A 23,546-nucleotide genomic window follows, 5' to 3' on the forward strand; every position below is an offset into this window, starting at 1 on the left:
ATGGCGGGACTGCGGGCGGCATGGCGGCTGGCGCGGGCTCTCGCGCATGCCATCGCCGGCTACTGCACCATCCTGTTCGTCTTTCCGCGCCTGGACGAAGCGGGGCGGCAGCAGCGCGTGCAGCTGTGGGCCGGGCGCATGCTGCACGTGCTGGGCATCGGGCTGGAAGTGCGGGGCGTGCCGCCCACGCGCGGTCCGGTGCTGCTGGTGTCCAACCACATCTCGTGGCTGGATATCCTGGTGATGCACGCGGCGCGGCACTGCCGCTTCGTGTCGAAGGCGGACGTGAAGCGCTGGCCGCTGATCGGCCCCATGGCCACCGGCGCGGGCACGCTGTATATCGAGCGCGAGTCGCGCCGCGATGCGATGCGCGTGGTGCACCACATGGCCGAGCGCCTGCAGGCCGGCGACATCCTCGCGGCGTTCCCCGAAGGCACCACCAGCGAAGGCCGCGAGCTGCTGCCGTTCCACGCCAACCTCGTGCAGTCGGCCATCTCCGCGCAGGCGCCGGTGCAGCCGGTGGCGCTGACGTTCATCGACGCGCGCACGCGCGAGCTGAGCCTGCTGCCTTGCTACATCGGCGACGACACGCTGGTGGCGTCGCTGTGGCGCACCCTCACCGGGCGTCCCGTCGTGGCGGTGGTCGCGTACGGCGAACCGCAACAGGCGCAAGGGCGCGACCGGCGCGCGTGGGCCGCTGACCTGCGCCGGGCCGTCCAGGGCCTGCGCGAAGCGGTGCTGGCCGGCGACGGCGCGACGGCCCGCTGAAGGATGGGGGAAACCACCCGGCGGGACGCCGGGCGCGTGCTACTCGTCCGTCCACTCCGCGCGGGTCGCGCTCGGTTTGCGGAACACCACTTCGCCGGTGGGCACGTGCACCACGCGGATCTCCGAACCGCCGGGGCGTGTCGTGCTCTTGGCGGCCATGGCGACCGCCAGGGCGCGGTCGCTCACGAAGTACTGCTGGGCACCGCTGGCGGGCAGCCAGGGGCTGCGGATGGGATGGCTGCTTTCGATGCGGAAGTCGGCGGTTGCCATCAGGGACCTCACTCTCGTCTCGCTTTGTGTCTTTGTGCGCCGTCCTCGCGAGGGTGGATTTGCGTAGGGGCGGGGCTGGCCGCATCGAGAGGCCACCTGCGCCCGTCCACCGGGCGGCGCGTGAAGGCAAGGTTAGCGGTGGCATCCGTCGCGTCTGTAGGACGCCGCCTCATCGGGTGGAACTGCACAGTTCCCAGCGGCAGCTGACTGGGAGAGTTGACGGGGTCATCCGGCCCGGCCCCTACAATGGCGCGCCCCGCCGCCGTAGTTCAATGGATAGAACGAGCGCCTCCTAAGCGCTAGATACAGGTTCGATTCCTGTCGGGGGCGCCAGGCTTTCCCACTGGGAACGTGCCTTTTGGCCTAGGTGCAATTCCGCTTGCCTCAGCGGCGGCGACGCCGGCGCAGGCGAGTTGCCTGGCGTCGAGATCACACCGCTTTGTGCGTCGCGAGCCAATCGTGCAGGAGGCCGTCAGCCGCGGTCCGCACAGCGGCAACAGCCTTCTCTCGCTTGGCCGAATTGGCAATCCTGTGCGCAACCTTGGTTAGCTCGGCCACCTCCCTGTGCTTTGCGCTCTTCACGTCGAACTTCGGCAGGCGCATGTGCTTAAAGATGTCGCCCACCTGGATCGATACGTTGTGGGCCTCCACATACTGCGCGACCATAGTGGAATTGAGCAGACCGCACAGAAAGTGCGCCTCGCTCTCATCGTCGAAAGCGACGAAGAAGATCTTGTGGTCCGGTACGCATGGCCGCTTGCCAACCAAGGGGACTTCTCGGCTGCCCGCGACCGCGGCGCGGAAGGTGCTCGACATCTCAGCCCAGATCACCTTCCAAGGCTTGAAGGTGAACTCGCCGACGTTGTAGATGCTTTGGTAAGGCGCGCCCTGCGCGGCCATGCGCGACTTCCACGTCGAGCGCGACTCCAACAGCGGCTTGTAAGCCTTGAAGTAAGCCTTGGTCTTCGGCAGCCCTGCGAGCTCGCTGTCGGCCGCCTCGAAGTGCGCCCTCCGGATTCCGGAGTTCGGAACAAGCGTGTGCAAGCTGCCCTCGGGCGCGAAGTAGCACGCGTCGAAGTCCGAGGCGCCTTTGATCAAGGGGAAGAGCTGGTCAGGCTCGATCCAGAACTTGCGGGCGGCGCCGATGTCCTTCTTGCCCGAGTTCGGTTGGGTCTGGATCTGAATCAATCGATCGTCTTCGTTCACGTCGACGACCGGGACGAAGTAGACCCCGTTGAGATCGACCGTGATGCCCTTGCGCCCCTCGATCCATTCGCTGGGCACGGCGAGCTGCCGAATTTCTTCGAAGCGACCCTTGGGCAGGACCGCCCATGGCGAACCATCGTCCCCGACCGGATTCGCCTCCATCGGCGTGCGCTTTACCTTCGTGAGCACTTCGCTGAGCGTCAGAGCTGGCTTGATGTTTCGCTTTTCGCCGTCGGCCGGGCTCCACACTATGTAGGGAACCGGATAAGAGGGCTTGGAGCTCGCCTTCTGGAAAAGCGCTAGCGCCGTCTTGTTCGCGGCGTCCGCAAACGGCTTCAAGCCCTTGAGGTCCTCCACTTCAAGCGGAATGAGGTTCACCTTCGGCTTGACTCGAAAATTCCGGAAGCCTGACGAGGAAGGATTTTGGAAGAGCGTTTGAGTGACCAGGAAGGCGAGCTTCCCGCCTTGAGCAAGCCATTTGTCGCCCGTCGTGTAGGTGATCATGGCGGAGATGTCGAGCTCGTTGCCGCCGTGGTAGCCGGTCTTCGAGAAGATGTCGTACTGCTCGCAGGTGGGCTTTACCCTTTCCCGGTAAGCCTCCGGCAGCTTCGACCAGCGCACCCAAGGCGGATTGCCCACGATGGCGTCGAACGTGCCGGCTGTGGCCGACCAGAAGAAGTTGCGCACGATGCGAAACCAGATGCCATTCCAGTTCCTGCGATGGAGAGCCAGCACCTGATCGTAGGTCTCCTTGAGAGGCGCGCCCCACTCGGCGGCCTCCTTCGCGCTCAGCACGCTCTGCGAGATCAGCGCCTTGGCGACCCTCCCGTATTCGTGGTCTGATTCGACGTGCTCGCCCATCAGCGCGAACACCTGGTCGAGCCGCGCCCGGTCGAAGGCCAAGGTCGACGGCAGCTTGATCGTCAAGGCGGCGATCTGGCTTCCGATCTTGTATTCGACGACCTTGTCGGCTCCGTCCGGGTTCGGAGCTGGCGAGTAGATGGCGTCCGCGAGCAAGACTGGAAGTTCGATGGGCTTGCCAGGCGCCTCGGCGATCAGGTCGGCGATCTCCATCAGGAAATTCACTCTCGCCGTCTGCACCGCCAGCGGATTCAGATCGAAGCCCCAAACCTCTTCGCAAAGAAGCTTCAACGTCTGCCGCGCGGTCTTTCCGGCCTTTTTCGCCGCCGCCCTCTTCTTACGGAGGACCTCCACCAGAAAGGAGCCCGACCCGCATGTGGGATCGAGAAAGCGGGGTCCAAGCCAGTCGGCCGGCTTGATCTTCGAGACGGTGAGCTCGACGAGCCAGTCAGGCGTGTAGAACTCGCCTAGGCTCTTGCGCATGGTCTCGGGAACCAGGCCTTGGTAGAAGTCACGAAGGGCGTCTCGCTGCCGAGTGAGACGATCCGTTCGGTAGAGCGCGAGCTTGCCGATCAAGGCTTTGAGCGCGGGGACGAGCTGCTCCCCCCCTTTCTTGCTTCGAGCCGCGTCCAAGTGCCAGCTGAATATCGCCTCCTCGACGAAACCGTTGATGCCTGCTCCCGAGAACAGCTCGCCGCGTTCGATCTGGCTTTCGAGTTGCTCGATCAGATCCTCGGGAGAAAGAACCGCGCAGAACGACTCGGCGGGCGACTGCGTGGTCGTCAGCTCGTGGGCTGAGACGATCTCGGCCGCGAGCAGCTTGATGACCAGCGAGTTGTAGGTGTGGATGACAAATAGTCGCCCCGACATGGCGTGCAGCCTGTCGCCACGCCACTTGAACCGAAGTTGCTGGTCGATGCTCTGCACCTGCTCGCTTGAAAGGTCCGCGACTTGCCCATACAAGTCGCGCCACTCCTCGAACAGCATCTTGATCTTGGTCCGCTTCGTGCTCGCCAAGGCTCCCGCGAGGCAATCAGCCAGCGCCTGCATCACGGCGGAAGCGGCCGCCGACGCGTGACCGAAGTCCGCGAGAAGATTTTCGGCGATCACGGCCCGCCGGTAGTTGCTGCGGCAGGCCTCGATGACCATGCCGACGGACTCGGGCGAGAACGGAAGCAGATGGCCGTGCGTGATGGCGCCGTCATCCACCTGCGCGAAGCAGATGTGCTCGCCATCGATCGCGATGCCGATGTGCTCGTCCTCGGGAATGCCAGTCCGAGCCGCCGCCGTCTTGATGTAAGGCAGCAGCCGATTCTGCATCGCCTCTTTGAACTTAGCGCTCTTGTCGCTGCCTTTGAACAGGCCGCGCGCTTTGAATTCGATGATGACGTTGTTGTAGCTCAGATCCTGCTTCGCGCGCTCCGCGTCAATCTCGATGTCCAGAGCCGTCTCAAGGGCAGTGATCCACGTCAGGCGGACTTCTTCCTCGTTCGTCCACCTGGGCCTGCGCTTGTCGATCTTCTCGTAAGCCTGCTTCGCGATCTTCTCTTCAAACATCCAATGTCTTTCGCCATCACCGAGCTCATCTATTGTGCCGGTGAGAGCGGCGACATCACCTGCGTGAGAGGGGAACGCGTTGGATCGTGGCGCGCGCGCCGCGCCGACGGTGCCGAATCCACGCACGCTCGCTCCCATGCTTCTCGCCAAACTGCTGGATGACAATCGCTCTTGGTCGCTTGAGATCGGCGCGAGCCAGCGGATTGCGGATTCTGCGGGCGTCAGCTGCCGGAGCGATACCTGGCGCCACACTTCGACGGCGGCCTCTTCGAGCTCCGCAGCGAGGACTGTCCGCCAGCGTGCGCCCAGCCGAACTGCGCAGCGCGCGATCCACTGGGTCGGGGTGAGCTCCATGGGCGCGAATATACTGTAATTTCATACAGTTATTCTTAGTCGAGCGTGGACCAGCATCTGCGGCTAGTCGCGCCTTGGGGAAGCCGCCGAGCCGCGTGGCGGTCCCGCCGTGGCTGGCGACGCATGAGCGCTTCATCCAATCGGCTCTACGGGAATGGGCCTAGGGACGCACTACAAGAACTCAGAGCAGCGTCGCCAGGCGCTGCCGCCAGGACGTACTTCTACAACTGGCACCGTCCGCACCACGGCATCGACCTGATGCCGCCAGCGTCGCGTTTCTCAGTTCGTCGAAAGAACCTCTTGACTCTTCACCTCTAGCTCCAATTGGGATCTTGGTTATGCGCGCGACTAGTCGCTCGCTGAGGAACGCGCCTCCACACGAGCGCCTCCTAAGCGCTAGATACAGGTTCGATTCCTGTCGGGGGCGCCACCGGGCGCTCTCTCCCAGGCCGGTCGTGACACTTCGGCCATGCCGACCGTCGGCCGCTTTGCCTACAGTGGACCTTCCGGGAGGTCCATCATGGGAGACAGCACCCTCGCAGGAGGCCGCACGCCGTGCTGAGGCAGGCCCATTCGCTGGCCGCGCGCCTGCGCACGCTGCGGGCCGATCCCGATGCGAGGAACTCGGCCTGCATGGTGATGAGCTATGGATCGCTCACCGTCCTGCAGGGCACGCTGTTCTTCCTTCTGGCCCGTGCACTGGGCGCGCACGAGTTCGGCAAGGTGGCCGGCGTCGTCGCCATCACGTCCGCGCTGCTGCCGTGGTCCGGCCTCGGCCTCGGCGCGGTCGCGACGATGCGCATCGCGCGAAACCAGGTCAGGCCGCGGGAGGCACTGGGCAATGGCCTGGCGGTGACCGCGGTCAGTGCTTCGGCCGGCGTCGGCCTGGCCGTGCTCGTCGGCCACCTGTTCCTGGGGCCCGCGGCGATCCCGCTGCTGGTCCTCTTCGGCATCTCCGAGCTTCTGCTGGCGAAGTTCATCGACATCGCCGCGCAGGTGTTCATGGGCCTGGAGCAGCATGCGGTGTCGGCGCTGCTCCAGAACCTGTTGCTGGCCGCGCGACTGGCGTGCGCAATGCCGATGGTCCTCGGGTGGATCCACCCCACGGCGCTGGCCTGGGCCGAGCTGCACCTGCTGGCCGGCACCTGCGCCGCATCGGCGGTCCTGCTGATTTGCGTGCGCCGCCTGGGCTGGCCGGCGGTGCGGGCCATCTTCGCTTTCCAGGACGCGCGCAAGGGCTTCCACTTCAGCGTCGTCTGGTCCGCGCGAAGCGTGCACACGGACATCGACAAGGTGGTGATGTCCCGCCTGGCCTCCGAGTCGATGGCCGGCGCGTACACGGCCGCGTTCCGCCTTGTTCCGATCGCTTGCCTGCCGTTCCTGGCGGTCCTCAATTCGCTGACGGCACGCCTCTTCCGGCGCGGCGAGCAGCGGGGCGTCGCGGGAACGACGGAAGCGCTTCGCCGGCTGGCCATCGTCGGCGCCGCGGGCTGCCTGCTGCTGGCCCCGGTCATCCACTTCGCGGCGCCGCTGATCCCGTGGCTGCTGGGTCCCTCGTACCGGCTTTCCGCCGACATTCTGCAGGCCCTTTGCCTGCTGCCTTTCTTCATGGTGATGCAGTCGGCGGGCACCGATGCGCTGCTGAGCGCCAACGAGCAGAAGCGGGCCGCCCTGCTGCATGCGCTGACCGCGGCACTGGCGCTGGGCTTGAACCTCCTGCTGGTGCCGCAGTTCGGCTGGCGGGGGGCCGTGGTCGCCGCCTATGCGTCGCAGGGCTTCCTGCTCGCGGCGCTGGCTTTCAGCATCGGCTCCGCCTTGCGCACCCAGCGGCGGGTGGCGCATGGTGCACCTGCCGTGCGGGGAGCGAACGGATGAACCCGCTGCCCGACCTCCCGCTGGTGTCCATCGTCACGCCGTCGTGGAACACGGGGCCTTACATCGGGGACACCTTGCGCAGCGTGCAGGCGCAGGACTACCCGCGCGTGGAACACCTCGTGCTCGATTCCGGATCGACCGACGAAACCGACGCGGTCCTGGCGCGCTTTCCTTCCATCCACCTGGTGCGGCCGGCGCCGGCCGGCCTGGTGCCGAAGGTGAACCTGGGATTCGCCATGGCCCGCGGCGATGTCGTCGGCTGGCTCTGCTCGGATGACTACTACCTGCCGGGCGCGATCGGCAAGGCCGTGGACGTCTTGCGGAACAACCCGGACGTGGGGCTCGTCTACTGCAACGACCTCCTGGTGGACAGCCGTGGCGTGGAGATGCGGCGCGTGCGCAGCCGGCAGGTGACGCACTCGGAACTGGTGCTGGACCGCAACTGGGTGCCGCATGCCACCGTGTTCATGCGCCGCGAAGCGCTCGATCTCGCCGGGCCGCTGGATCCGCGCTACCCGATGGTGTGCGACTGGGACTTGTGGATCCGCATGAGCAAGCGCTTCCCCATCCTTTTCGTCGACGACTGGTGGGGCGCTTTCCGGGTGCGCGACGACCAGCGGTCGAACGTGCACAAGTACGAGAGCTGGAAGGAAGCCTGGAAGATGACCCGCGAGCACGGCGCCGGGTACTTCTCGCCGTACTTCCGCAACTACTGGCGCGCCAAACTCGTGCGGGCGGCCGTCATGGTCGGCCGGGGTGAATTCCAGGTGGCCGGCGCGAAGCTGCGCGACCTGGTGACGGGCTTGACGCGCACGTCGTACTGAGCGTTACGGACGGCGGCTGCCGTTACTTCGACAGCAGGCGCATCGCCTCTTCCAGCCCCTTGATGGTGAGCGGGTACATGCGCTGGTTCATCAACTGCTGCATGACCGAGATCGACTGGCGGTACTGCCACACGCCCTGCGGTTCCGGGTTGATCCACACGAACTTCGGGAAGGCGTTGGTCAGGCGCTGGATCCATTCGGCGCCAGCTTCCTCGTTGTTGTACTCCACACTGCCGCCGGGCTGCAGGATTTCGTAAGGGCTCATGGTGGCGTCGCCCACGAACACCAGCTTGTAGTCCTTGTTGTACTTGCGGATGATGTCCCACGTCGGGAACTTCTCGCTGAAGCGCCGGCGGTTGTTCTTCCACATGAAGTCGTAGACGCAGTTGTGGAAGTAGTAGAACTCCAGGTGCTTGAACTCGGCCTTGGCCGCCGAGAACATCTCCTCGACGCGGTGGATGTGTTCGTCCATCGTGCCGCCCACGTCCATCAGCAGCAGCACCTTCACGTTGTTGTGCCGCTCCGGCACCATCTTGATGTCCAGGTAGCCGGCGTTGGCGGCGGTGGACTTGATGGTGTCGTCCAGGTCCAGTTCCTCGGCCGAGCCTTCGCGCGCGAACTTGCGCAGCCGGCGCAGCGCCACCTTGATGTTGCGCGTGCCCAGCTCCTGCGTGTCGTCGTAATCCTTGTAGGCGCGCTGGTCCCAGACCTTCACCGCGCTCTTGTTGCGGCCCTTGTCCTGCCCGATGCGGATGCCCTGCGGGTTGAAGCCGTAGGCGCCGAACGGGCTGGTGCCGCCGGTGCCGATCATCTTGCTGCCGCCTTCGTGGCGCTCCTTCTGCTCCTCGAAGCGCTTCTTCAGCGTTTCCATGAGCTCGTCCCAGCCCATCTTCTCGATCTTCGCCTTCTCTTCGGGCGAAAGCTCCAGCTCGAGGTTCTTGCGCAGCCACTCCAGCGGGATGTCCTTGGTGAAGTCCGCCAGCATCTCCACGCCCTTGAAGTACGCCGCGAAGGCGCGGTCGAACTTGTCGTAGTGCTTCTCATCCTTCACCAGCGCGGCACGCGACAGGTAGTAGAAGTCGTCGATCGAGTACTGGCCGTCGCTCTCGGGGCCCACCACGCCGGCCTGCACCGCTTCCAGCAGCGACAGGTATTCCTTGACCGAGACCGGCAGCTTGGCGCTGCGCAGCGTATAGAAGAAGTCGATCAGCATGGGGGCAACCTCCGCCGCGCCCGGGTCAGCGCGGCTTGGCCAGTTGGTACTGCAGGTGCGCCTTGACCTCGGGCCATTCGCCCGCGGCGAGGCTGTACATCACCGTATCACGGATGGTGCCGTCGCGCCGCGGCGCATGCCCGCGGATCACGCCGTCCTTCTTCGCGCCCAGGCGCTCAATGGCGTTCTGGGAAGCGAAATTGAAGTTGTCCGTGCGCCAGCCCACGACACGGCAGCCCAGCGTGTCGAAGGCGTGGCCCATCATCAGCAGCTTGCAGGTGGTGTTCACGTGCGTGCGCTGCACGCTCTTGCGGTACCACGTGTAACCGATCTCGACGCGCTTCACCGCGGGCAGGATGTCGTGGTAGCTGGTGCTGCCCAGCACGCGGCCGGTGGCCGCTTCAGTGACGGCGAAGGCGAAGCGGTTGCCTTCCTCGCGCATGCGAAGGGCGTCCTCGATGTACTTGCGGGTGGCGCCGGGTTCGGGCACCGACGTGACCCGCAGGTTCCACAGTTCGCCGTCGGCCGCGGCGTCCGCCAGGCCGGCCTCGTGGTCCAGCGACAGGGGCACCAGCGCGATGCCGCGGTCGCCGAGGGTGGTGGGTTGCACGAAGGCCATGTCGCGATCAGCGGTTGTGACGCTGCATGAAGACCAGCTTCTCGAACAGCGTGACGTCCTGCTCGTTCTTCAGCAGCGCGCCCACCAGCGGCGGCACGGCCACCTTCTCGTCCTGGCTTTGCAGCGCTTCCAGCGGGATGTCCTCGGCCACCAGCAGCTTCAGCCAGTCCAGCAGTTCCGACGTGCTGGGCTTCTTCTTCAGGCCCGGCAAGTTGCGCACGTCGTAGAAGGTCTTCATCGCGGCCGAGAGCAGTTCCTTCTTCAGGCCGGGGAAGTGCACGTCCACGATCTTCTTCATCGTGTCGGCGTCGGGGAACTTGATGTAGTGGAAGAAGCAGCGGCGCAGGAACGCGTCGGGCAGCTCCTTCTCGTTGTTGGACGTGATGAACACCAGCGGGCGGTGCCTGGCCTTCACCAGCTCGCGCGTCTCGTAGACGTAGAACTCCATCCGGTCCAGCTCGCGAAGCAGGTCGTTGGGGAATTCGATGTCGGCCTTGTCGATCTCGTCGATCAGCAGCGCCACCGGCTGGTCGGCCGTGAAGGCCTGCCACAGCACGCCCTTGACGATGTAGTTGTGGATGTCCTTGACCTTCTCGCCACCTTCGACGTCCCGTAGCTGCGAGTCGCGCAGGCGGCTGACGGCGTCGTACTCGTACAGGCCCTGCTGCGCCTTGGTGGTGGACTTGATGTGCCACTGCAGCAGCGGCATGCCCAGGGCCTGCGCCACTTCCTCGGCCAGCATGGTCTTGCCGGTGCCGGGTTCGCCCTTGACCAGCAGCGGGCGCTTCAGCGCGATGGCGGCGTTGACCGCCAGCATCAGGTCCTGCGTGGCGACGTAGTTCTCGGAGCCTTGGAATTTCATCGGGAGAAGGGCAGGGGCCGCGCCGCTGAGGTGGCACCCCTATAATCGTTGGTTGATTCGGAAACGGGGACGCTCGTCCATTGTGCGCGCAAAATGAATAAGTTGTTGACCACGCTCCTGGCCCTGCTTGTCGCTTCTGCGACCGGTTTCGCGCACGCCCAGTCGGCGCCCGCGTCTGCTTCCGCCGCCAGCTCGGCGCCCGCCACCGCGGCGGCTGCCGCCAACCAGCAGGGTGGCAAGGCCGCGGCTTCCACGCCCGCCTCGCTGCAGGCCAAGATCGCCATGTGCCTGGGCTGCCACAACATCATCGGCTACCAGGCCAGCTTCCCCGAAGTGCACAAGGTGCCCAAGATCGCCGGCCAGAGCGCGGGCTACATCGAGGCGGCGCTCAATGCCTACAAGGGCGGCGACCGCAAGCACCCGACGATGCGCAGCATCGCCGATGCCCTGAGCGACCAGGACATCAAGGACATCGCGGCCTACTACTCCAAGCTGGGCCAGGAAGGCGGTTCCGCGGCGCCGGCCAAGCCGAACAACGAACCCAGCCCGCAAGTCGCCAAGCTGCTGAAGGACGCCGCCTGCGTGTCGTGCCACGGCGCCAACTTCTCCACCCCGGTGGCGCCCAACTACCCGAAGGTCGCGGGCCAGTACAAGGACTACCTGTTCGTCGCGCTGAAGGCGTACAAGACCGAGAACAACGCCGCCGTCGGCCGCAACAACGCCATCATGGGCGGCATCGCCAAGCAGTTCAGCAACGACCAGCTGAAGGCGCTGGCCGACTACATCGGCGGCCTGGAAGGCGACCTGAAGACGGTGCCGGAGAGCCGCTTCCACGGCAAGGAACACTGAGCCGCCCGGCTCCATGAAAAAGGCCCGCTGACGCGGGCCTTTTTGTTTTCAGTCTCGGGTGGCGCGCCGCTGCACGCAGTCCACGTACGACGGCCCGTCCGGCGGCCGCCCGGCGCGCTGGCTTTCCCACAGCATCTGCCCCAGGCACTCCATCGCCTCGTGGTGCGCGTCGTGCAGCGAGCCGCGGCGCGCTGCGAGCAACTCCACGGCCTGGCGGATGCCGCGCGGCTGGTCGATGGAGCACTGCTCGCTGATCGACAGGTGCATGGACAGGTGAAGGAATGGGTTCGTGCGCCCGTCCGCGCCGTCGTAGACGCGCGCCACGGCGGCTTCCGCATCGGCCATGTGGGGGTCGTACTCCGGATGCTCCAGCAGCCATTGGCTGGCCAGCGTCTCCAGCGCGTCCAGCGGCTGCGCGGCGCGCGCCTTGGCGTGCACGCCGCAGAAGAAGCGCCGGACGTCTTCCTGAGAGGGATTGAACATGCGCCGAGGCTATCACCGCCGCTGCCCTCGGGTACGCGCGCCACGCCGCGCGGCCCGGCTTCGGCGGTGGTCAAATGGCGGCCCGGCAAGGACACCAGGACATGATCGACAAGCTGGCCCCCACGGTCGCGCAGGCGCTGCAAGGCGTGCGCGACGGCTCCACGGTGCTGATCGGCGGCTTCGGCACGGCGGGCATCCCCAACGCGCTGATCGAAGGATTGATCGAGCAGGGCGCGCGCGACCTCACCGTGGTGAACAACAACGCCGGCAACGGCGACGGCGGCCTCGCCGCGCTGCTGAAGACGGGCCGCGTGCGCAAGATCATCTGCAGCTTCCCGCGCCAGGCCGACAGCTGGGTGTTCGACGAGCTGTACCGCACCGGGAAGATCGAACTGGAACTGGTGCCCCAAGGCAACCTCGCCGAACGCATCCGCGCCGCGGGCGCCGGCATCGGCGGCTTCTTCACGCCCACCGGCCACGGCACCGAACTGGCCAAGGGCAAGGAAGTGCGCGAGATCGACGGCCGCATGCAGGTGTTCGAAACGCCGATCCACGGCGACCTGGCGCTGGTGCAGGCCGAGAAGGGTGACCGCTGGGGCAACCTCACCTACCGCATGGCCGCGCGCAACTTCGGCCCCGTGATGGCGACGGCGGCGAAGACCACCGTGGCCGCGGTGCACGAGATCGTCGAACTCGGCGAGCTGGACCCCGAGGCCATCGTCACGCCGGGCATCTTCGTGACGCACGTGGTGAAGGTGCCGCGCGTCGCGACCCAAGCCGGTGGATTCAGGCAGGCGGCATGACCATGGCCTGCGAAAAACGCACCAAGGACCAGCTTGCCGCCCGCGTGGCGCGAGACATCCACGACGGCGCCTACGTCAACCTGGGCATCGGCATGCCCACGCTGGTGGCCAACCACCTGCCGGCCGGCATCGAGATCGTGCTGCACAGCGAGAACGGCATCCTGGGCATGGGCCCGGCGCCGGCCGCGGGGCAGGAAGACTACGACCTCATCAACGCCGGCAAGCAGCCGGTGACGCTCAGGCAAGGCGGCGCGTTCTTCCACCACGCCGACAGCTTCGGGATGATGCGCGGCGGCCACCTGGACATCTGCGTGCTCGGCGCTTTCCAGGTCTCGGCTACCGGCGACCTGGCGAACTGGAGCACGGGCGAACCCGGTGCCATCCCCGCCGTCGGCGGCGCGATGGACCTGGCCACCGGCGCGCGCCAGACCTGGGTGATGATGGACCTGCTGACCAAGCAGGGCCAGAGCAAGGTCGTCGAGCGCTGCACCTACCCGCTGACCGGCATCGCGTGCGTCAAGCGCGTGTACACCGACCTCGCCACTTTCGAGTGCACGCCGCAAGGCCTGAAACTCATCGATGCCGTCGACGGGTTGTCCCGCGCGGAACTGGAAAATCTCACCGGCCTGCCGATCATGGCGGCCTGACCCCGGAGCATGACTTCATGAGCAAGCAAGCCTTCATCTGCGACGCCCTGCGTACGCCTTTCGGCCGCTACGGCGGCGCGCTGTCTTCCGTGCGCACCGACGACCTGGGCGCCATCCCGATCAAGGCGCTGATGGCGCGCAACCCCAAGGCCGATTGGGCGGCCGTGGACGACGTGCTGTACGGCTGCGCCAACCAGGCCGGCGAAGACAACCGCAACGTGGCGCGCATGGCCGCGCTGCTGGCCGGCCTGCCGATCCAGGTGCCCGGCGCCACCATCAACCGCCTGTGCGGCTCGGGCCTGGACGCCGTGGGCAGCGCCGCGCGCGCCATCAAGGCGGGAGAGGCCAGCCTGCTGATCGCCGGCGGCGTCGAGAGCATGAGCCGCGCGCCCTTCGTCATGCCCAAGGCCGAGAGCGCCTTCTCGCGCAGCAACGCGGTGTACGACACCACCATCGGCTGGCGTTTCGTCAACAAGCTGATGAGGGAGCAGTACGGCGTCGACGCCATGCCCGAGACGGCGGAGAACGTGGCCAACGACTACAGGATCGAGCGCGAAGCGCAGGACCGCATGGCGCTGGCCTCGCAATTGAAGGCCGTGGCCGCGCAGAAGGCCGGCTTCTTCGCGAACGAGATCACGCCCGTGACCATCCCGCAGAAGAAGGGCGAGGCCATCGTCGTCGACAAGGACGAGCATCCGCGCGAAACGTCGATCGAGGCGCTCGCCAAGCTCAAGGGCGTGGTGAAGCCGGACGGCTCCGTCACCGCGGGCAACGCCAGCGGCGTGAACGACGGCGCCTGTGCATTGATCCTGGCCGACGAAGGAGCGGCCGCGCGCCATGGCCTCACGCCGCGCGCGCGCGTGGTGGCGATGGCGACAGCCGGCGTCGCGCCGCGCATCATGGGCATGGGGCCCGCGCCGGCCACGCGCAAGGTGCTGCAGCTGGCGGGCCTGAAGATCGAGCAGATGGACGTCATCGAGCTGAACGAAGCCTTCGCCGCCCAAGGCATCGCGGTGCTTCGCGACCTGGGCTTGAAGGACGACGACGCGCGCGTGAACCCGAACGGCGGCGCCATCGCGCTGGGCCATCCGCTCGGCGCATCGGGTGCGCGCCTGGCGACCACCGCGGTCAACCAGCTGCACCGCAGCGGCGGCCGCTATGCGCTGTGCACCATGTGCATCGGCGTGGGCCAGGGCATCGCCGTCGTGCTCGAGCGCGTCTGACGCTGGACGCCTTCGAGGGCCGGCGCCCCGGCTGGCGGCTCACTCGCACTTCTCCAGCACCTTCACCACGCGGCGCGCGCCGCCGGCCACGTGCTCGGCCAGGTCGAGCCGCGCATAGCGCAGGCCGTCCAGCACCGCGATGACGTCGTCGCCGATGGTGGCGGGCATGCCGCGCAGCATGGACAGGCGGACCGGCTTGTCGTCCCAGACGGCGGTGATGAACTCCGCCACCCAGCGCGCCTGGCGCGAGCGGCCTTCCTCCACCAGCCGCAGCAGGCGGTCGAACGCCGCCAGGCCCTGCTCGGTCGCCTCGTGGGACCGCAGCTCTTCCACCATCAGCCGCGCGCGTTCCAGCAGCGTGCCTTCGTGGTCGACGTGCGCGCGGTCGCCTCGCCCGATCACCAGCTGCACCGCGTTGATGCGTTCCAGGTTGCGCTGGTGGCGCTTTTCGCGTTCGGTCACGTTCATGGCGGTTCTCCTGGAAGCGATCCATTGCGGCCCTTCCTTTGTAGGCGAACGCGACCGTGGGCCCAATGCTTCGTTTCCCGATTGACGGCCCCGCCGGCGCGGACGTAGCCTCGATGCTTCGCCGCCGAAAAAGAACAGCCCCATGCAGACACCTTCCGGCACGCTCGAATTCGACGGCCAGGCCTACCTGGATGGCCGCGCCTCCGACCCCGCGGTCCTCGGCTGGATGGAAGGCACGCCGCCGCCGCCCGGCAAGCGCGTGCAGTTCGGCGTGCAGCCGACACTGGGGTTCCCGCAGATCCGCTGGTCGCTGTGCCACATGCGCGAACTGGTGCCCACGGTGAACGTGTGGCGCGGTGACGGCGGCGCCCGTGAGTTTCCGAAGGCGCTGCGCACTTCCGACGTGGAGGCGCTGCGGTTCCAGGACATGGACGGGCGTGCGCGCGGCTGGGAGGAGTCGCTGCACGACACCTACACCGACGGCATCGTGGTGCTGCACCGCGGGCGCATCGTGTATGAGCGTTACCTGGGCATCCTGCAGCCGCACCTGCCGCACAGCTGCTTCTCCATCACCAAGTCGTACGCGTGCACGCTCGCCGCGGCGCTGGTGCACGAAGGCGTGCTCGACGAGACGCGAACCATCCCGCACTGGCTGCCGGAGATGCGCGGCACCGCGTACGGGAACGCCACGCTGCGCCAGGTGATGGACATGCAGATCGGCGTGAAGTATTCCGAGGCCTATGCCGACAAGAGCGCCGACATCTGGGCCTACTCGCGCGCCGGGAGCCTGTTGCCGCGGCCGGCCGGCTACAGCGGCCCGGGCAACTTCTACGAGTACCTGGTCACGCTGCAGCCCGAAGGCGCGCACGGCGAAGCCTTTGCCTACAAGACCGTCAACACCGAGGTGCTGTGCTGGGTGATGAAGCGCGCCACGGGTGTGCCGTTCGCGCGCATGCTGTCGGAAAGGCTGTGGTCGCCGCTGGGCTGCGAGCAGGACGCGTACATCACCGTCGATTCCATCGGCGTGCCCATGGGCGGCGGTGGCCTCAGCGCCAGCCTGCGCGACCTGGCACGGTTCGGCGAGTTGATGCGCCGCGGCGGCGAGTGGCACGGCCGGCAGCTGCTGCCACAAGCCGTGGTGGACGATGTGCAGCGTGGCAGCGATCCGGCGAAATTCGCCAAGGCGGGGTACTCGCTGCTGGCCGGTTACTCGTACCGTAGCATGTGGTGGGTGTCGCACAACGAGCTGGATGCGTTCGAAGGCCGCGGCATCCACGGCCAGCGGCTGTACGTCGCGCCCGGGGCCGAGATGGTGGTGGCGCGCTTCGGCTCGCATCCCGTCGCGTCCAGCGCCGCCAACGACCCGATCACGTTGCCGCAGCTGCTGGCGCTCGGGCGCATGCTGAAGGGATGACGCGGTGCTGGCGGAGCGCTGAGGCGACAATACCGCCGCCTTGTCGTTCCCGCTCATCACCGATCCCGGCTTCTACGCCGTCGCCATTCCCGCTGTCCTGCTGCTGGGCATCAGCAAGAGCGGCTTCGGCGCGGGCTTCGGCTCGCTGGCCGTGCCGCTGATGGCGCTGGCCGTCAGCGTGCCGCAGGCCGCGGCCATCCTGATGCCCGTGCTGTTCGTGATGGACGTGCTGGGACTGCATGCATGGCGTGGGCACTTCGACTGGAAGCTGATCCGCTTCCTGATCCCATTCGGGTTGCTCGGCACCGTGGTCGGCACCTTGCTGTTCAAGGCGCTGGATTCGCACCTGGTGGCCGGCATCGTTGGCATCTTCACGCTGGTGTTCCTGGCGCAGCGCGTGCTGTTCCCGCCGCGGCCCGACAGCCCCGAGCCGCCCAGGTGGCTGGGCGCGCTGCTCACCACCATATCGGGTTTCACCAGCTTCATCTCGCACGCGGGCGGGCCGCCGGTCAACGCCTACGTGATCCCGCTGCGGCTGGCGCCGACGGTGTTCACCGCCACGATGGCCGTGTTCTTCTTCGTGGTGAACCTGAGCAAATGGATCCCGTACGCCTGGCTGGGGCTGCTGGACATCCGCAACATGGCCACCTCGGTGGCGCTGCTGCCTTTCGCGCCCGTCGGCGTGCTGGTGGGCGTGAGGCTGGCCAAGCGCATCCAGCCGGCGCTGTTCTACCGGCTGGTGTACCTGGGCATGCTGCTGACCGGCGTGAAGCTGGTCTGGGACGGCTTCATCGCCTGAGCGCGATCAGGTGTCGCGCTCGGCGCCTTCCCAGCCGGGCGTGCGGTCCTGGCCCGCGCGGCGGCGCGCGGCCGCTTCCTCGCGTTCGCGCGCCATCTGTTCTTCCAGCTGCTGGCGGCCCTGCTTCACCACCGCGATCAGCTTGCTGCGGTCGCGGTAGTACGGGTGCATGCGCTCGAACAGTTCGATGTTGTGGCGGCGGAAGCGCATGGCCACGCCGCGCGCCTCGGAAGGCGTCTGGCCCAGCAGCTCCAGCACGCTGCGAGCGCTGCGCAGGCTGGCTTCGAACAGCTCGCGCTCCACGTTAGTGACGCCGCGGTCGCGCAGCTGGTTCCAGTGCGTGACGTCGCGCGCCCGCACCACCAATTGCAGGTGCGCGAAGTGCTCGCGCGCCAGGTCGACGATGCGCAGCGACTGCTCGGTGTCGTCCACCGCCACCACCAGCACCTTGGCCGTGCCGGCGCCGGCGATGCGCAGCAGGTCCAGCCGGGTGGCGTCGCCGTAGAAGACCTTGTAGCCGAACGAGCGCGCGGCCTCGATCATGTCGGCGTCGTGGTCCAGCACCGTGGCCGGCACGCCCTGCGCGTTGAGCAGGCGGCCCATGATCTGGCCGTAGCGGCCGAAGCCCGCGATGATGACCGGCGCGTGCTGCTGCTCGCTGATCACCTCCGGCTCGTTGGCGCGCGACCTGGTGAAGCGCGAGAGCACGAAGCGGTCCACCGCCACCAGCAGCAGCGGCGACAGCAGCATCGACACCGCCACCGCGCCGACCAGCAGCGAGGCGATGGCGGGCGAGAACACGTTGTTGCCCGCGGCCGCCTGGAACACGACGAAGGCGAACTCGCCGCCTTGCGCCAGCAGCAGCGTGAACACCGGGCGGTCCTGCCGCTCCAGCCCCATGCCCCTGGCCAGGAACCAGATCACCACCGACTTGAGCAGCAGGAAGCCGATGACGATGGCGGCCATCAGCAGCGGCTGCTTCATCAGCACGCCGAAGTCGATGCTCATGCCCACCGCGATGAAGAACAGGCCGAGCAGCAGGCCCTTGAACGGCTCGATGTCGGTTTCCAGCTCGCGCCGGTACTCGCTTTCCGCCAGCAGCACGCCGGCGAGGAAGGCGCCCAGCGCCATCGACAGGCCCACCAGCTGCATCAGCGCGGCGATGGCCACCACCAGCAGCAGCGAAGCCGCGGTGAAGATCTCCGGCGTGCGGCTGCGCGCGATCCAGCGCAGCGTGGGCCGCAGCAGCAGGCGGCCGCCCAGCACGATGGCGGCGATCACGCCGACGATCTTCGCGCCCTGCAGCCAGGCGCCGTCGCCCGCGTTGGCGTCCGTGGTGCCGCCCAGCAGCGGCAGCAGCGCGAGGATGGGGATGGCCGCGACGTCCTGGAACAGCAGGATGGCGAAGCCGGCCTGGCCGCTGGTGGTGGGCAGCAGGTTGCGCTCGCCCATCACCTGCAGCGCGATGGCGGTGGACGAGAGCGCCAGGCCCAGCGCGGCGACGAGGCTGATGCGCCAGCCCACGCCGGCCAGCACGCCCGCGACGAACAGCACGGCGGTGCACCCGGCGACCTGCGCGCCGCCCCAGCCGAAGATCGGCCGGCGCAGGCTCCACAGCCGCTTGGGCTCCAGCTCCAGGCCGACCAGGAACAGCATCAGCACCACGCCGAACTCGGCGAAGTGCAGCGTCTCCTCCGCGTCGCGCACCAGCCCCAGGCCCCAGGGCCCGATGACGATGCCGGCGGCGAGGTAGCCGATGATCGAGCCGAGCCCCAGCGCGCGCGACAGCGGCACCACGATCACGGCCGCGGCCAGGTAGGTCAGGCTGCCGGTCAGCCAGGCGGGTACCTGCTCCGTCACGCTTGCTCCTTCACGGTCTGCGGGCGGTCCGTCAGCGGCACTTCGCAGGCGGGGCAGCTTTCCAGTTGTTCCATCTCGGGCCAGTCGGGGTAGGTGTTCAGGCGCGCGGCGAAGACTTCGGTGTGCGCGGCGATCTGCTCGCGCTTCGCGCGGTGCGCGCCGTGCATCAGCAGCGGCGGCAGGAAGCGCATGCCGCACAGCGCGGCGGTCTGCTCGTAGGGCGGCAGGAAGGCGTCGAAGAAATAGCGGTTGTAGCCACGCGGGTGGTACGAGTCTTCCGGACCGCCGGTGGAAGCCACCAGCCACAGGTCCTTGCCCGAGAGAGCGGTGCCTTTGTGCCCGTAGGCCCAGCCGTGCGTCAGCACCTCGTCCAGCCACAGCTTCATCAGCGGCGGCATGGAGTACCACTGGATGGGGTGCAGCAGCACGATGAGCTGCGCGGCCGCCGCGTGGGCCTGCTCGGCGGCCACGTCGATGTCGTAGTCGGGGTACTCGCCGTAGAGATCGCGCACCCGGACGCCGGGCGTGCCGCGCGCCGCTTCGACGAGGCGGCGGTTCACCCGGGACTCGCGCCAGTTGGGATGGGCGGCCAGCACATAGATGCTGGATTCGCCGCCGGGGACATGCTCAACCATGCCCGGTAACATAGCGCAAATGGGCCGTAGCGCGGCCCGCTTCCACCTGGAGGTGCTTCATGCCGGTCGTGGTCGTTGCCAATCCGAAAGGCGGCGTCGGGAAATCCACCCTCGCCACCAACGTCGCAGGCTACTACGCCAGCCGCGGGCATGCGGTGATGCTGGGCGATGCCGACCGGCAGCAGTCCAGCCGGCTGTGGCTGAACCTGCGTCCCGCCGGCGCGCCGGCCATCCAGGGCTGGGAGATCGGCGAAGGGCAGGTGGCCAAGCCGCCGAAAGGCGTGACGCACGTGGTGCTGGACACGCCGGCGGGGCTGCACGGCAAGGCGCTGCGCGAACTGCTCAAACCCGCCGACAAGGTGATCGTGCCGCTGGCGCCCAGCGTGTTCGACATCTTCGCCACGCGCGCTTTCCTGGACGAGCTGGCCGAGTACCGCAAGGCAGCCAACCTGAAGGTGGGCATCGTCGGCATGCGGGTGGACAGCCGCACGCTGGCGGCCGACCAGCTGCAGGCCTTCGTCAAGGGCCTCGGCCTGCCGGTGCTCGGCGAGCTGCGGCCGACCCAGAACTACGTGCACCTGGCCGCGCGCGGCCTCACGGTGTTCGACGTGGCGCCCGGCCGGGTGGAACGCGACCTGGCGCAATGGGCGCCGATTTGTCGCTGGCTGGACAGCTGAGCCACACCGCGCGCCACTACAGTGGCGGCATGAAAACCTTCGAGCGCCTGGCCGACCTGGCCGCCCTCACCGGCCAGGAAGTGGCCGTTGGGGACTGGATCACCATCACCCAGGAGCAGGTGAACCTGTTCGCGCAGGCGACCGGCGACCACCAGTGGATCCACGTCGACGTGGAGAAGGCCAAGGCCGGGCCGTTCGGCGCGCCCATCGCGCACGGCTTCCTCACGCTGTCGCTGCTGCCGAGGATCTTCGAGAGCGCCATCGAGGTGCGCGAAGCGAGGATGGGCGTGAACTACGGGCTGAACAAGGTGCGCTTCACCGCGCCCGTGCCGGTGGGCGGCCGCGTGCGCGGCCGCATGACGCTGCTGGCCTGCGAGCCCATCGAGCCCAACGGCATGCAGATGACCTGGAAGGTGGTGGTCGAGCTGGAAGGCTCGGACAAGCCGGCCTGCGTGGCCGAGTCGGTGGGCCGGCGCTACGCCTGACAAAAAAAGCCCGCGCATCGCGCGGGCTGAAAAAGGAGTGTTCGACAGGCCGGCCCCGTTGGGGGCCGGATGGCGCCGAACCTTCTAGATGGCCCACCGCGCGGGGGCTTTCAAGCTGGTCCGCCCGCAACCGCCCATTGCAGTGGTGACCGCGTGCGGCTCAGGCGAAGCCGTTCTGCCGCCAGGCCTCGAACACCGTCACCGCCACGGCGTTCGACAGGTTGAGGCTTCGCTGGCCTTCGCGCATCGGCAGGCGCAGGCGCTGTTCCGCGGGAAAGGTCTCGCGCAACTCCGGCGCCAGGCCGCGCGTCTCGGCGCCGAACACCAGCCAGTCGCCGGCGCGGAAGGCGACGTCGTGCACCCGGCGGCTTCCGTGCGTGGTCAGCGCGAACAGGCGATCCGGTGCGGGCCGCGCGTCGGCCAGGAAGGTGGCCCAGTCGCGGTGCCGCCGCACTTCGGCGTACTCGTGGTAGTCCAGCCCGGCGCGTCGCAGCAGCTTGTCGTCCATGGAGAAGCCGAGAGGCTCCACCAGGTGCAGCGTGCAGCCGGTGTTGGCGGCCAGGCGGATGACGTTGCCGGTGTTCGGCGGGATCTCGGGTTCGACCAGGACGATGTGGAACATGGGTGTCATTGTTCCTCGGTGCGGGCGAACACCGCGGCTTCGACGCGCGCCGCACCGGCCTGGCGCAGCGCGGCGGCCAGCGCGAACAGCGAGGCGCCGCTGGTCATGACGTCGTCGACCAGCAGCAGGTGGGCGCCGCGCGCGCGAGCCGCCTGCAGCGGTTCGGCCGCGAAGGCTCCGCGCAGGTTGGCCAGGCGATCGGCGCGTTCCAGCTGCGCCTGCGCGGGCGTGTCGCGCAAGCGGGTGGCGAGCTGCGCTTGCACTTTCGCGGGGGACAGCCGCCGCGCGATCTCGTGCGCCTGGTTGAAGCCGCGCTGTGCCAGGCGTTCGCGCGACAGCGGCATGGGCACGAGGGCGTCGGCGCGCGAGACGGCTTGCGCCACACCGGGCGCGTCGAGCATCCGGTCCGCGAAGGTGTGGGCCCAGCCCGCCTCGCCGCCGAACTTGAAGCGGCCGACGAGCGCGGCCCACGGGTAGCCGTAGCTCACGGCCGCGAAGCAGGCATCCAGCGGCGGCGGTTCCAGCGTGCAGCGGCCGCATGTCGCCGTGCCGGCGGGTAGCGCGAGCGCACAGCGTGCGCAGCGGTGCATGGGCGCGGCGAAGCGCGCGAGGCACGCTTCGCACACCGGCCGCGCGGGCCAGGCGCGGCACACCTCGCACTGGGCGGGCGTGGCGGCCGAGGCGCGGCGCAGGAGTTCGGCGAGCATCGGCCCAATATACTTTCCTGTGCCTCCCGAGCATCCCCCCACGTTGGACCCCGCCGCGGCCGCTCGCTGGCCGCGCCGCGCCCCGCCGCGCTCCCCCTGGCTGCACGACGAAGTGGCGCGCCGCATGGCCGAGCGCCTGGAATGGATCCGGCTGCAGCCGCAAGCGTGGGCGCACTGGTCGCCGCTGCGCGGTGGCCTGGCGGCGCAGGAACTGCTGGAGAAGCGCTACCCCTCCGCGCGCTGCCTGCTGGTCGAGCCCGACCCGGCGCGCGCGGCCGAAACGCGCCAGCTGCTCGGCCGCGCGTGGTGGCAGCGCTGGTCGGGCCCCGCGCGCGAGGTGGTCGCCATGGTGCCCGACGGCGCGGTGCAGATGCTCTGGGCCAACATGGCGCTGCACTTCGCCGCCGGCCCGCAGCAGCTGATGGCGCAGTGGCACCGCGCGCTGGCCACCGACGGCTTCCTGATGTTCTCCTGCTTCGGGCCCGACACCGCGCGCGAGCTGCGCGCGCTGTATGCCGCGCTGGGCTGGGGGCCCAGCGGCCCGGAATTCACCGACATGCACGACTGGGGCGACATGCTGGTGGCCGGTGGCTTCGCCGAGCCGGTGATGGACATGGAGCGCATCACGCTCACCTGGGACTCGCCCGCGAAGCTGCTGGCGGAGCTGCGCGAGCTGGGCGCCAACCTGCACCCGGGGCGCTTCCCGGCGCTGCGCGGCCGCCGCTGGCGCGACCGGCTGCACGAGGAACTGGCGTCGCGGCTGCGCGGCCCGGACGGCCGGCTGGCGATCACTTTCGAGATCGTTTACGGCCATGCCATCCGTCCGGCGCCGCGCGTGCGCATGCAGGCCAGCACGTCGATCCCGGTGGACGACCTGCGCGGGCTGCTGCGAGGCGGCCCGCGCCCTCCGCGGTAGTCGATTTCCCGGGGGAGGCGTGTTGCGAGCCGCTACAATGCCCGGTTGATTTGAGACCGTACCGTCGATGCCGGTTTTTCGCTTCGCGACCATCCAGGGCCAGGCCATCGTCTGGTTCCTCCAGCGCAACTGCTCGGTGACGCCGGCCCAGCTGGGCTGGTTCTACGCCTCGCTGTGCGTGGTGTCGCTGTCGATCGCCGCGTTCTTCTGGCTCCACGGTGCGACCCTGATCCTGCCTTTCGCCTGGCTGGAGCTCGGCGCGGTCGGGCTGGCCTTCCTGGCGTACGCGCGCCACGCGGCCGACGGCGAGCGCATCTCGCTGCAGGGCCGCCGGCTGGTGGTCGAGCTCGAGAGCGCGGGCCAGCTGCAGCGCACGGAGTTCGACCCCGACTGGGTGCGCGTGGAGCCGCGGGCCGGCGACCGCTCGCTCATCGAGGTGTCGGGGCGGGGCCGCACGGTGCGGGTGGGCCGCTTCCTGCGGCCCGAGCTGCGGCCGCTGCTGGCGCAGGAAATCAGGAGCGCGCTGCGCGAGCGGCAGGTTTGACGAGT

Annotated in this window: 24 protein-coding genes and 2 tRNA genes; 15 read left to right on the forward strand and 11 right to left on the reverse strand. The window is 68.1% G+C overall.

Annotated features, from left to right (window positions below; all coding sequences use genetic code 11):
* A complete protein-coding gene (locus EZ216_RS08325) occupies positions 1 to 768 on the forward strand; it encodes a lysophospholipid acyltransferase family protein (RefSeq protein WP_135249286.1) in 768 nt (255 codons plus the stop codon).
* A 39-nt stretch (positions 769 to 807) separates the two neighbouring features.
* Here EZ216_RS08325 and EZ216_RS08330 read toward each other — a convergent pair whose 3' ends face one another.
* Positions 808 to 1,038: a hypothetical protein gene (locus EZ216_RS08330; protein ID WP_135249287.1), complete on the reverse strand. Its 231-nt coding sequence runs from the start codon at positions 1,036 to 1,038 to the stop codon at positions 808 to 810.
* Between the two features lie 258 nt (positions 1,039 to 1,296).
* On the opposite strand from EZ216_RS08330, the gene EZ216_RS08335 reads away from it, so the two are divergent.
* Positions 1,297 to 1,371, forward strand: a tRNA-Arg gene (locus EZ216_RS08335).
* A gap of 96 nt (positions 1,372 to 1,467) precedes the next feature.
* Here the strand turns inward: EZ216_RS08335 and EZ216_RS08340 are convergent.
* Positions 1,468 to 5,016, reverse strand: a complete 3,549-nt coding sequence (locus tag EZ216_RS08340) for an Eco57I restriction-modification methylase domain-containing protein (protein WP_205959643.1) — start codon at positions 5,014 to 5,016, stop codon at positions 1,468 to 1,470.
* Positions 5,017 to 5,333: 317 nt separating this feature from the next.
* Between EZ216_RS08340 and EZ216_RS21300 the strand changes: the two genes are divergently transcribed.
* The 3 genes from EZ216_RS21300 (at position 5,334) to EZ216_RS08350 (ending at position 7,715) form a co-directional block, all read left to right on the forward strand.
* A tRNA-Arg gene (locus tag EZ216_RS21300) sits at positions 5,334 to 5,446 on the forward strand.
* A 125-nt stretch (positions 5,447 to 5,571) separates the two neighbouring features.
* Positions 5,572 to 6,891, forward strand: coding sequence for a lipopolysaccharide biosynthesis protein (locus tag EZ216_RS08345; protein ID WP_135249288.1), 1,320 nt, complete (start codon positions 5,572 to 5,574; stop codon positions 6,889 to 6,891).
* Positions 6,888 to 7,715 (forward strand): glycosyltransferase, encoded by an 828-nt coding sequence (locus EZ216_RS08350; RefSeq protein WP_135249289.1) that lies wholly within the window; start codon positions 6,888 to 6,890, stop codon positions 7,713 to 7,715. The genes EZ216_RS08345 and EZ216_RS08350 overlap by 4 nt, the downstream gene beginning before the upstream one ends.
* Before the next feature lie 22 nt (positions 7,716 to 7,737).
* On the opposite strand, the gene EZ216_RS08355 is transcribed toward EZ216_RS08350, so the two are convergent.
* From EZ216_RS08355 to EZ216_RS08365, 3 genes are read right to left on the reverse strand one after another with little or no spacing between them, the layout of a single operon-like run.
* Positions 7,738 to 8,928 (reverse strand): vWA domain-containing protein, encoded by a 1,191-nt coding sequence (locus tag EZ216_RS08355; protein WP_135249290.1) that lies wholly within the window; start codon positions 8,926 to 8,928, stop codon positions 7,738 to 7,740.
* A gap of 25 nt (positions 8,929 to 8,953) precedes the next feature.
* Positions 8,954 to 9,547: a GNAT family N-acetyltransferase gene (locus EZ216_RS08360; protein ID WP_135249291.1), complete on the reverse strand. Its 594-nt coding sequence runs from the start codon at positions 9,545 to 9,547 to the stop codon at positions 8,954 to 8,956.
* 7 nt (positions 9,548 to 9,554) lie between these two features.
* A complete protein-coding gene (locus tag EZ216_RS08365) occupies positions 9,555 to 10,409 on the reverse strand; it encodes an AAA family ATPase (RefSeq protein WP_135249292.1) in 855 nt (284 codons plus the stop codon).
* Between the two features lie 93 nt (positions 10,410 to 10,502).
* Here EZ216_RS08365 and EZ216_RS08370 point away from each other — a divergent pair, with 93 nt between their 5' ends.
* A complete protein-coding gene (locus tag EZ216_RS08370; protein WP_135249293.1) occupies positions 10,503 to 11,258 on the forward strand; it encodes a c-type cytochrome in 756 nt (251 codons plus the stop codon).
* Positions 11,259 to 11,306: 48 nt separating this feature from the next.
* Here EZ216_RS08370 and EZ216_RS08375 read toward each other — a convergent pair whose 3' ends face one another.
* Positions 11,307 to 11,741 carry a DUF1841 family protein gene (locus EZ216_RS08375; RefSeq protein ID WP_135249294.1) on the reverse strand — a complete coding sequence of 145 codons (435 nt, stop codon included), beginning with the start codon at positions 11,739 to 11,741 and terminating at the stop codon, positions 11,307 to 11,309.
* A gap of 101 nt (positions 11,742 to 11,842) precedes the next feature.
* Between EZ216_RS08375 and EZ216_RS08380 the strand changes: the two genes are divergently transcribed.
* The 3 genes from EZ216_RS08380 to pcaF are packed head-to-tail and all read left to right on the forward strand — an operon-like array spanning position 11,843 to position 14,414.
* Positions 11,843 to 12,544, forward strand: coding sequence for a 3-oxoacid CoA-transferase subunit A (locus EZ216_RS08380; RefSeq protein ID WP_135249295.1), 702 nt, complete (start codon positions 11,843 to 11,845; stop codon positions 12,542 to 12,544).
* Positions 12,545 to 12,546: 2 nt separating this feature from the next.
* Positions 12,547 to 13,191 carry a 3-oxoacid CoA-transferase subunit B gene (locus tag EZ216_RS08385; RefSeq protein WP_135249296.1) on the forward strand — a complete coding sequence of 215 codons (645 nt, stop codon included), beginning with the start codon at positions 12,547 to 12,549 and terminating at the stop codon, positions 13,189 to 13,191.
* 17 nt (positions 13,192 to 13,208) lie between these two features.
* On the forward strand, positions 13,209 to 14,414 hold the full coding sequence (pcaF, locus tag EZ216_RS08390; RefSeq protein ID WP_135249297.1) for a 3-oxoadipyl-CoA thiolase: 1,206 nt from the start codon (positions 13,209 to 13,211) through the stop codon (positions 14,412 to 14,414).
* Between the two features lie 39 nt (positions 14,415 to 14,453).
* On the opposite strand, the gene EZ216_RS08395 is transcribed toward pcaF, so the two are convergent.
* On the reverse strand, positions 14,454 to 14,882 hold the full coding sequence (locus EZ216_RS08395; protein ID WP_135249298.1) for a DUF7673 family protein: 429 nt from the start codon (positions 14,880 to 14,882) through the stop codon (positions 14,454 to 14,456).
* Between the two features lie 142 nt (positions 14,883 to 15,024).
* Between EZ216_RS08395 and EZ216_RS08400 the strand changes: the two genes are divergently transcribed.
* Together EZ216_RS08400 and EZ216_RS08405 are read left to right on the forward strand one after the other, a co-directional pair.
* Positions 15,025 to 16,296 (forward strand): serine hydrolase domain-containing protein, encoded by a 1,272-nt coding sequence (locus EZ216_RS08400; RefSeq protein WP_135249299.1) that lies wholly within the window; start codon positions 15,025 to 15,027, stop codon positions 16,294 to 16,296.
* Positions 16,297 to 16,336: 40 nt separating this feature from the next.
* A complete protein-coding gene (locus tag EZ216_RS08405) occupies positions 16,337 to 17,095 on the forward strand; it encodes a sulfite exporter TauE/SafE family protein (protein ID WP_135249300.1) in 759 nt (252 codons plus the stop codon).
* Between the two features lie 6 nt (positions 17,096 to 17,101).
* Here the strand turns inward: EZ216_RS08405 and kefC are convergent, their stop codons facing one another.
* Both kefC and kefF read right to left on the reverse strand, forming a co-directional pair.
* Positions 17,102 to 18,955 carry a glutathione-regulated potassium-efflux system protein KefC gene (kefC, locus tag EZ216_RS08410; protein ID WP_135249301.1) on the reverse strand — a complete coding sequence of 618 codons (1,854 nt, stop codon included), beginning with the start codon at positions 18,953 to 18,955 and terminating at the stop codon, positions 17,102 to 17,104.
* Positions 18,952 to 19,590: a glutathione-regulated potassium-efflux system oxidoreductase KefF gene (gene kefF, locus EZ216_RS08415; protein ID WP_135249302.1), complete on the reverse strand. Its 639-nt coding sequence runs from the start codon at positions 19,588 to 19,590 to the stop codon at positions 18,952 to 18,954. The genes kefC and kefF overlap by 4 nt, the downstream gene beginning before the upstream one ends.
* A 59-nt stretch (positions 19,591 to 19,649) precedes the next feature.
* Here kefF and EZ216_RS08420 point away from each other — a divergent pair, with 59 nt between their 5' ends.
* Together EZ216_RS08420 and EZ216_RS08425 are read left to right on the forward strand one after the other, a co-directional pair.
* Entirely contained in the window at positions 19,650 to 20,267 is a 618-nt protein-coding gene (locus tag EZ216_RS08420; RefSeq protein ID WP_135249303.1) for a nucleotide-binding protein, read from the forward strand.
* A gap of 29 nt (positions 20,268 to 20,296) precedes the next feature.
* A complete protein-coding gene (locus tag EZ216_RS08425; protein ID WP_135249304.1) occupies positions 20,297 to 20,752 on the forward strand; it encodes a MaoC family dehydratase in 456 nt (151 codons plus the stop codon).
* Between the two features lie 160 nt (positions 20,753 to 20,912).
* Here the strand turns inward: EZ216_RS08425 and trmL are convergent, their stop codons facing one another.
* The gene (gene trmL, locus EZ216_RS08430; protein WP_135249305.1) at positions 20,913 to 21,374 is read right to left on the reverse strand and encodes a tRNA (uridine(34)/cytosine(34)/5-carboxymethylaminomethyluridine(34)-2'-O)-methyltransferase TrmL; all 462 of its coding nucleotides are present in this window, start codon (positions 21,372 to 21,374) and stop codon (positions 20,913 to 20,915) included.
* Positions 21,375 to 21,379: 5 nt separating this feature from the next.
* Positions 21,380 to 22,081: a ComF family protein gene (locus EZ216_RS08435; protein WP_135249306.1), complete on the reverse strand. Its 702-nt coding sequence runs from the start codon at positions 22,079 to 22,081 to the stop codon at positions 21,380 to 21,382.
* Positions 22,082 to 22,100: 19 nt separating this feature from the next.
* Here EZ216_RS08435 and EZ216_RS08440 point away from each other — a divergent pair, with 19 nt between their 5' ends.
* Together EZ216_RS08440 and EZ216_RS08445 are read left to right on the forward strand one after the other, a co-directional pair.
* A complete protein-coding gene (locus EZ216_RS08440) occupies positions 22,101 to 22,997 on the forward strand; it encodes a methyltransferase domain-containing protein (protein WP_135249307.1) in 897 nt (298 codons plus the stop codon).
* A gap of 67 nt (positions 22,998 to 23,064) precedes the next feature.
* Positions 23,065 to 23,541: a DUF2244 domain-containing protein gene (locus tag EZ216_RS08445; protein WP_135249308.1), complete on the forward strand. Its 477-nt coding sequence runs from the start codon at positions 23,065 to 23,067 to the stop codon at positions 23,539 to 23,541.
* The last annotated feature ends 5 nt before the right edge of the window (positions 23,542 to 23,546 follow it).

The sequence above is a fragment of the Ramlibacter humi genome, assembly GCF_004681975.1.
Lineage (GTDB): Bacteria > Pseudomonadota > Gammaproteobacteria > Burkholderiales > Burkholderiaceae_C > Ramlibacter > Ramlibacter humi.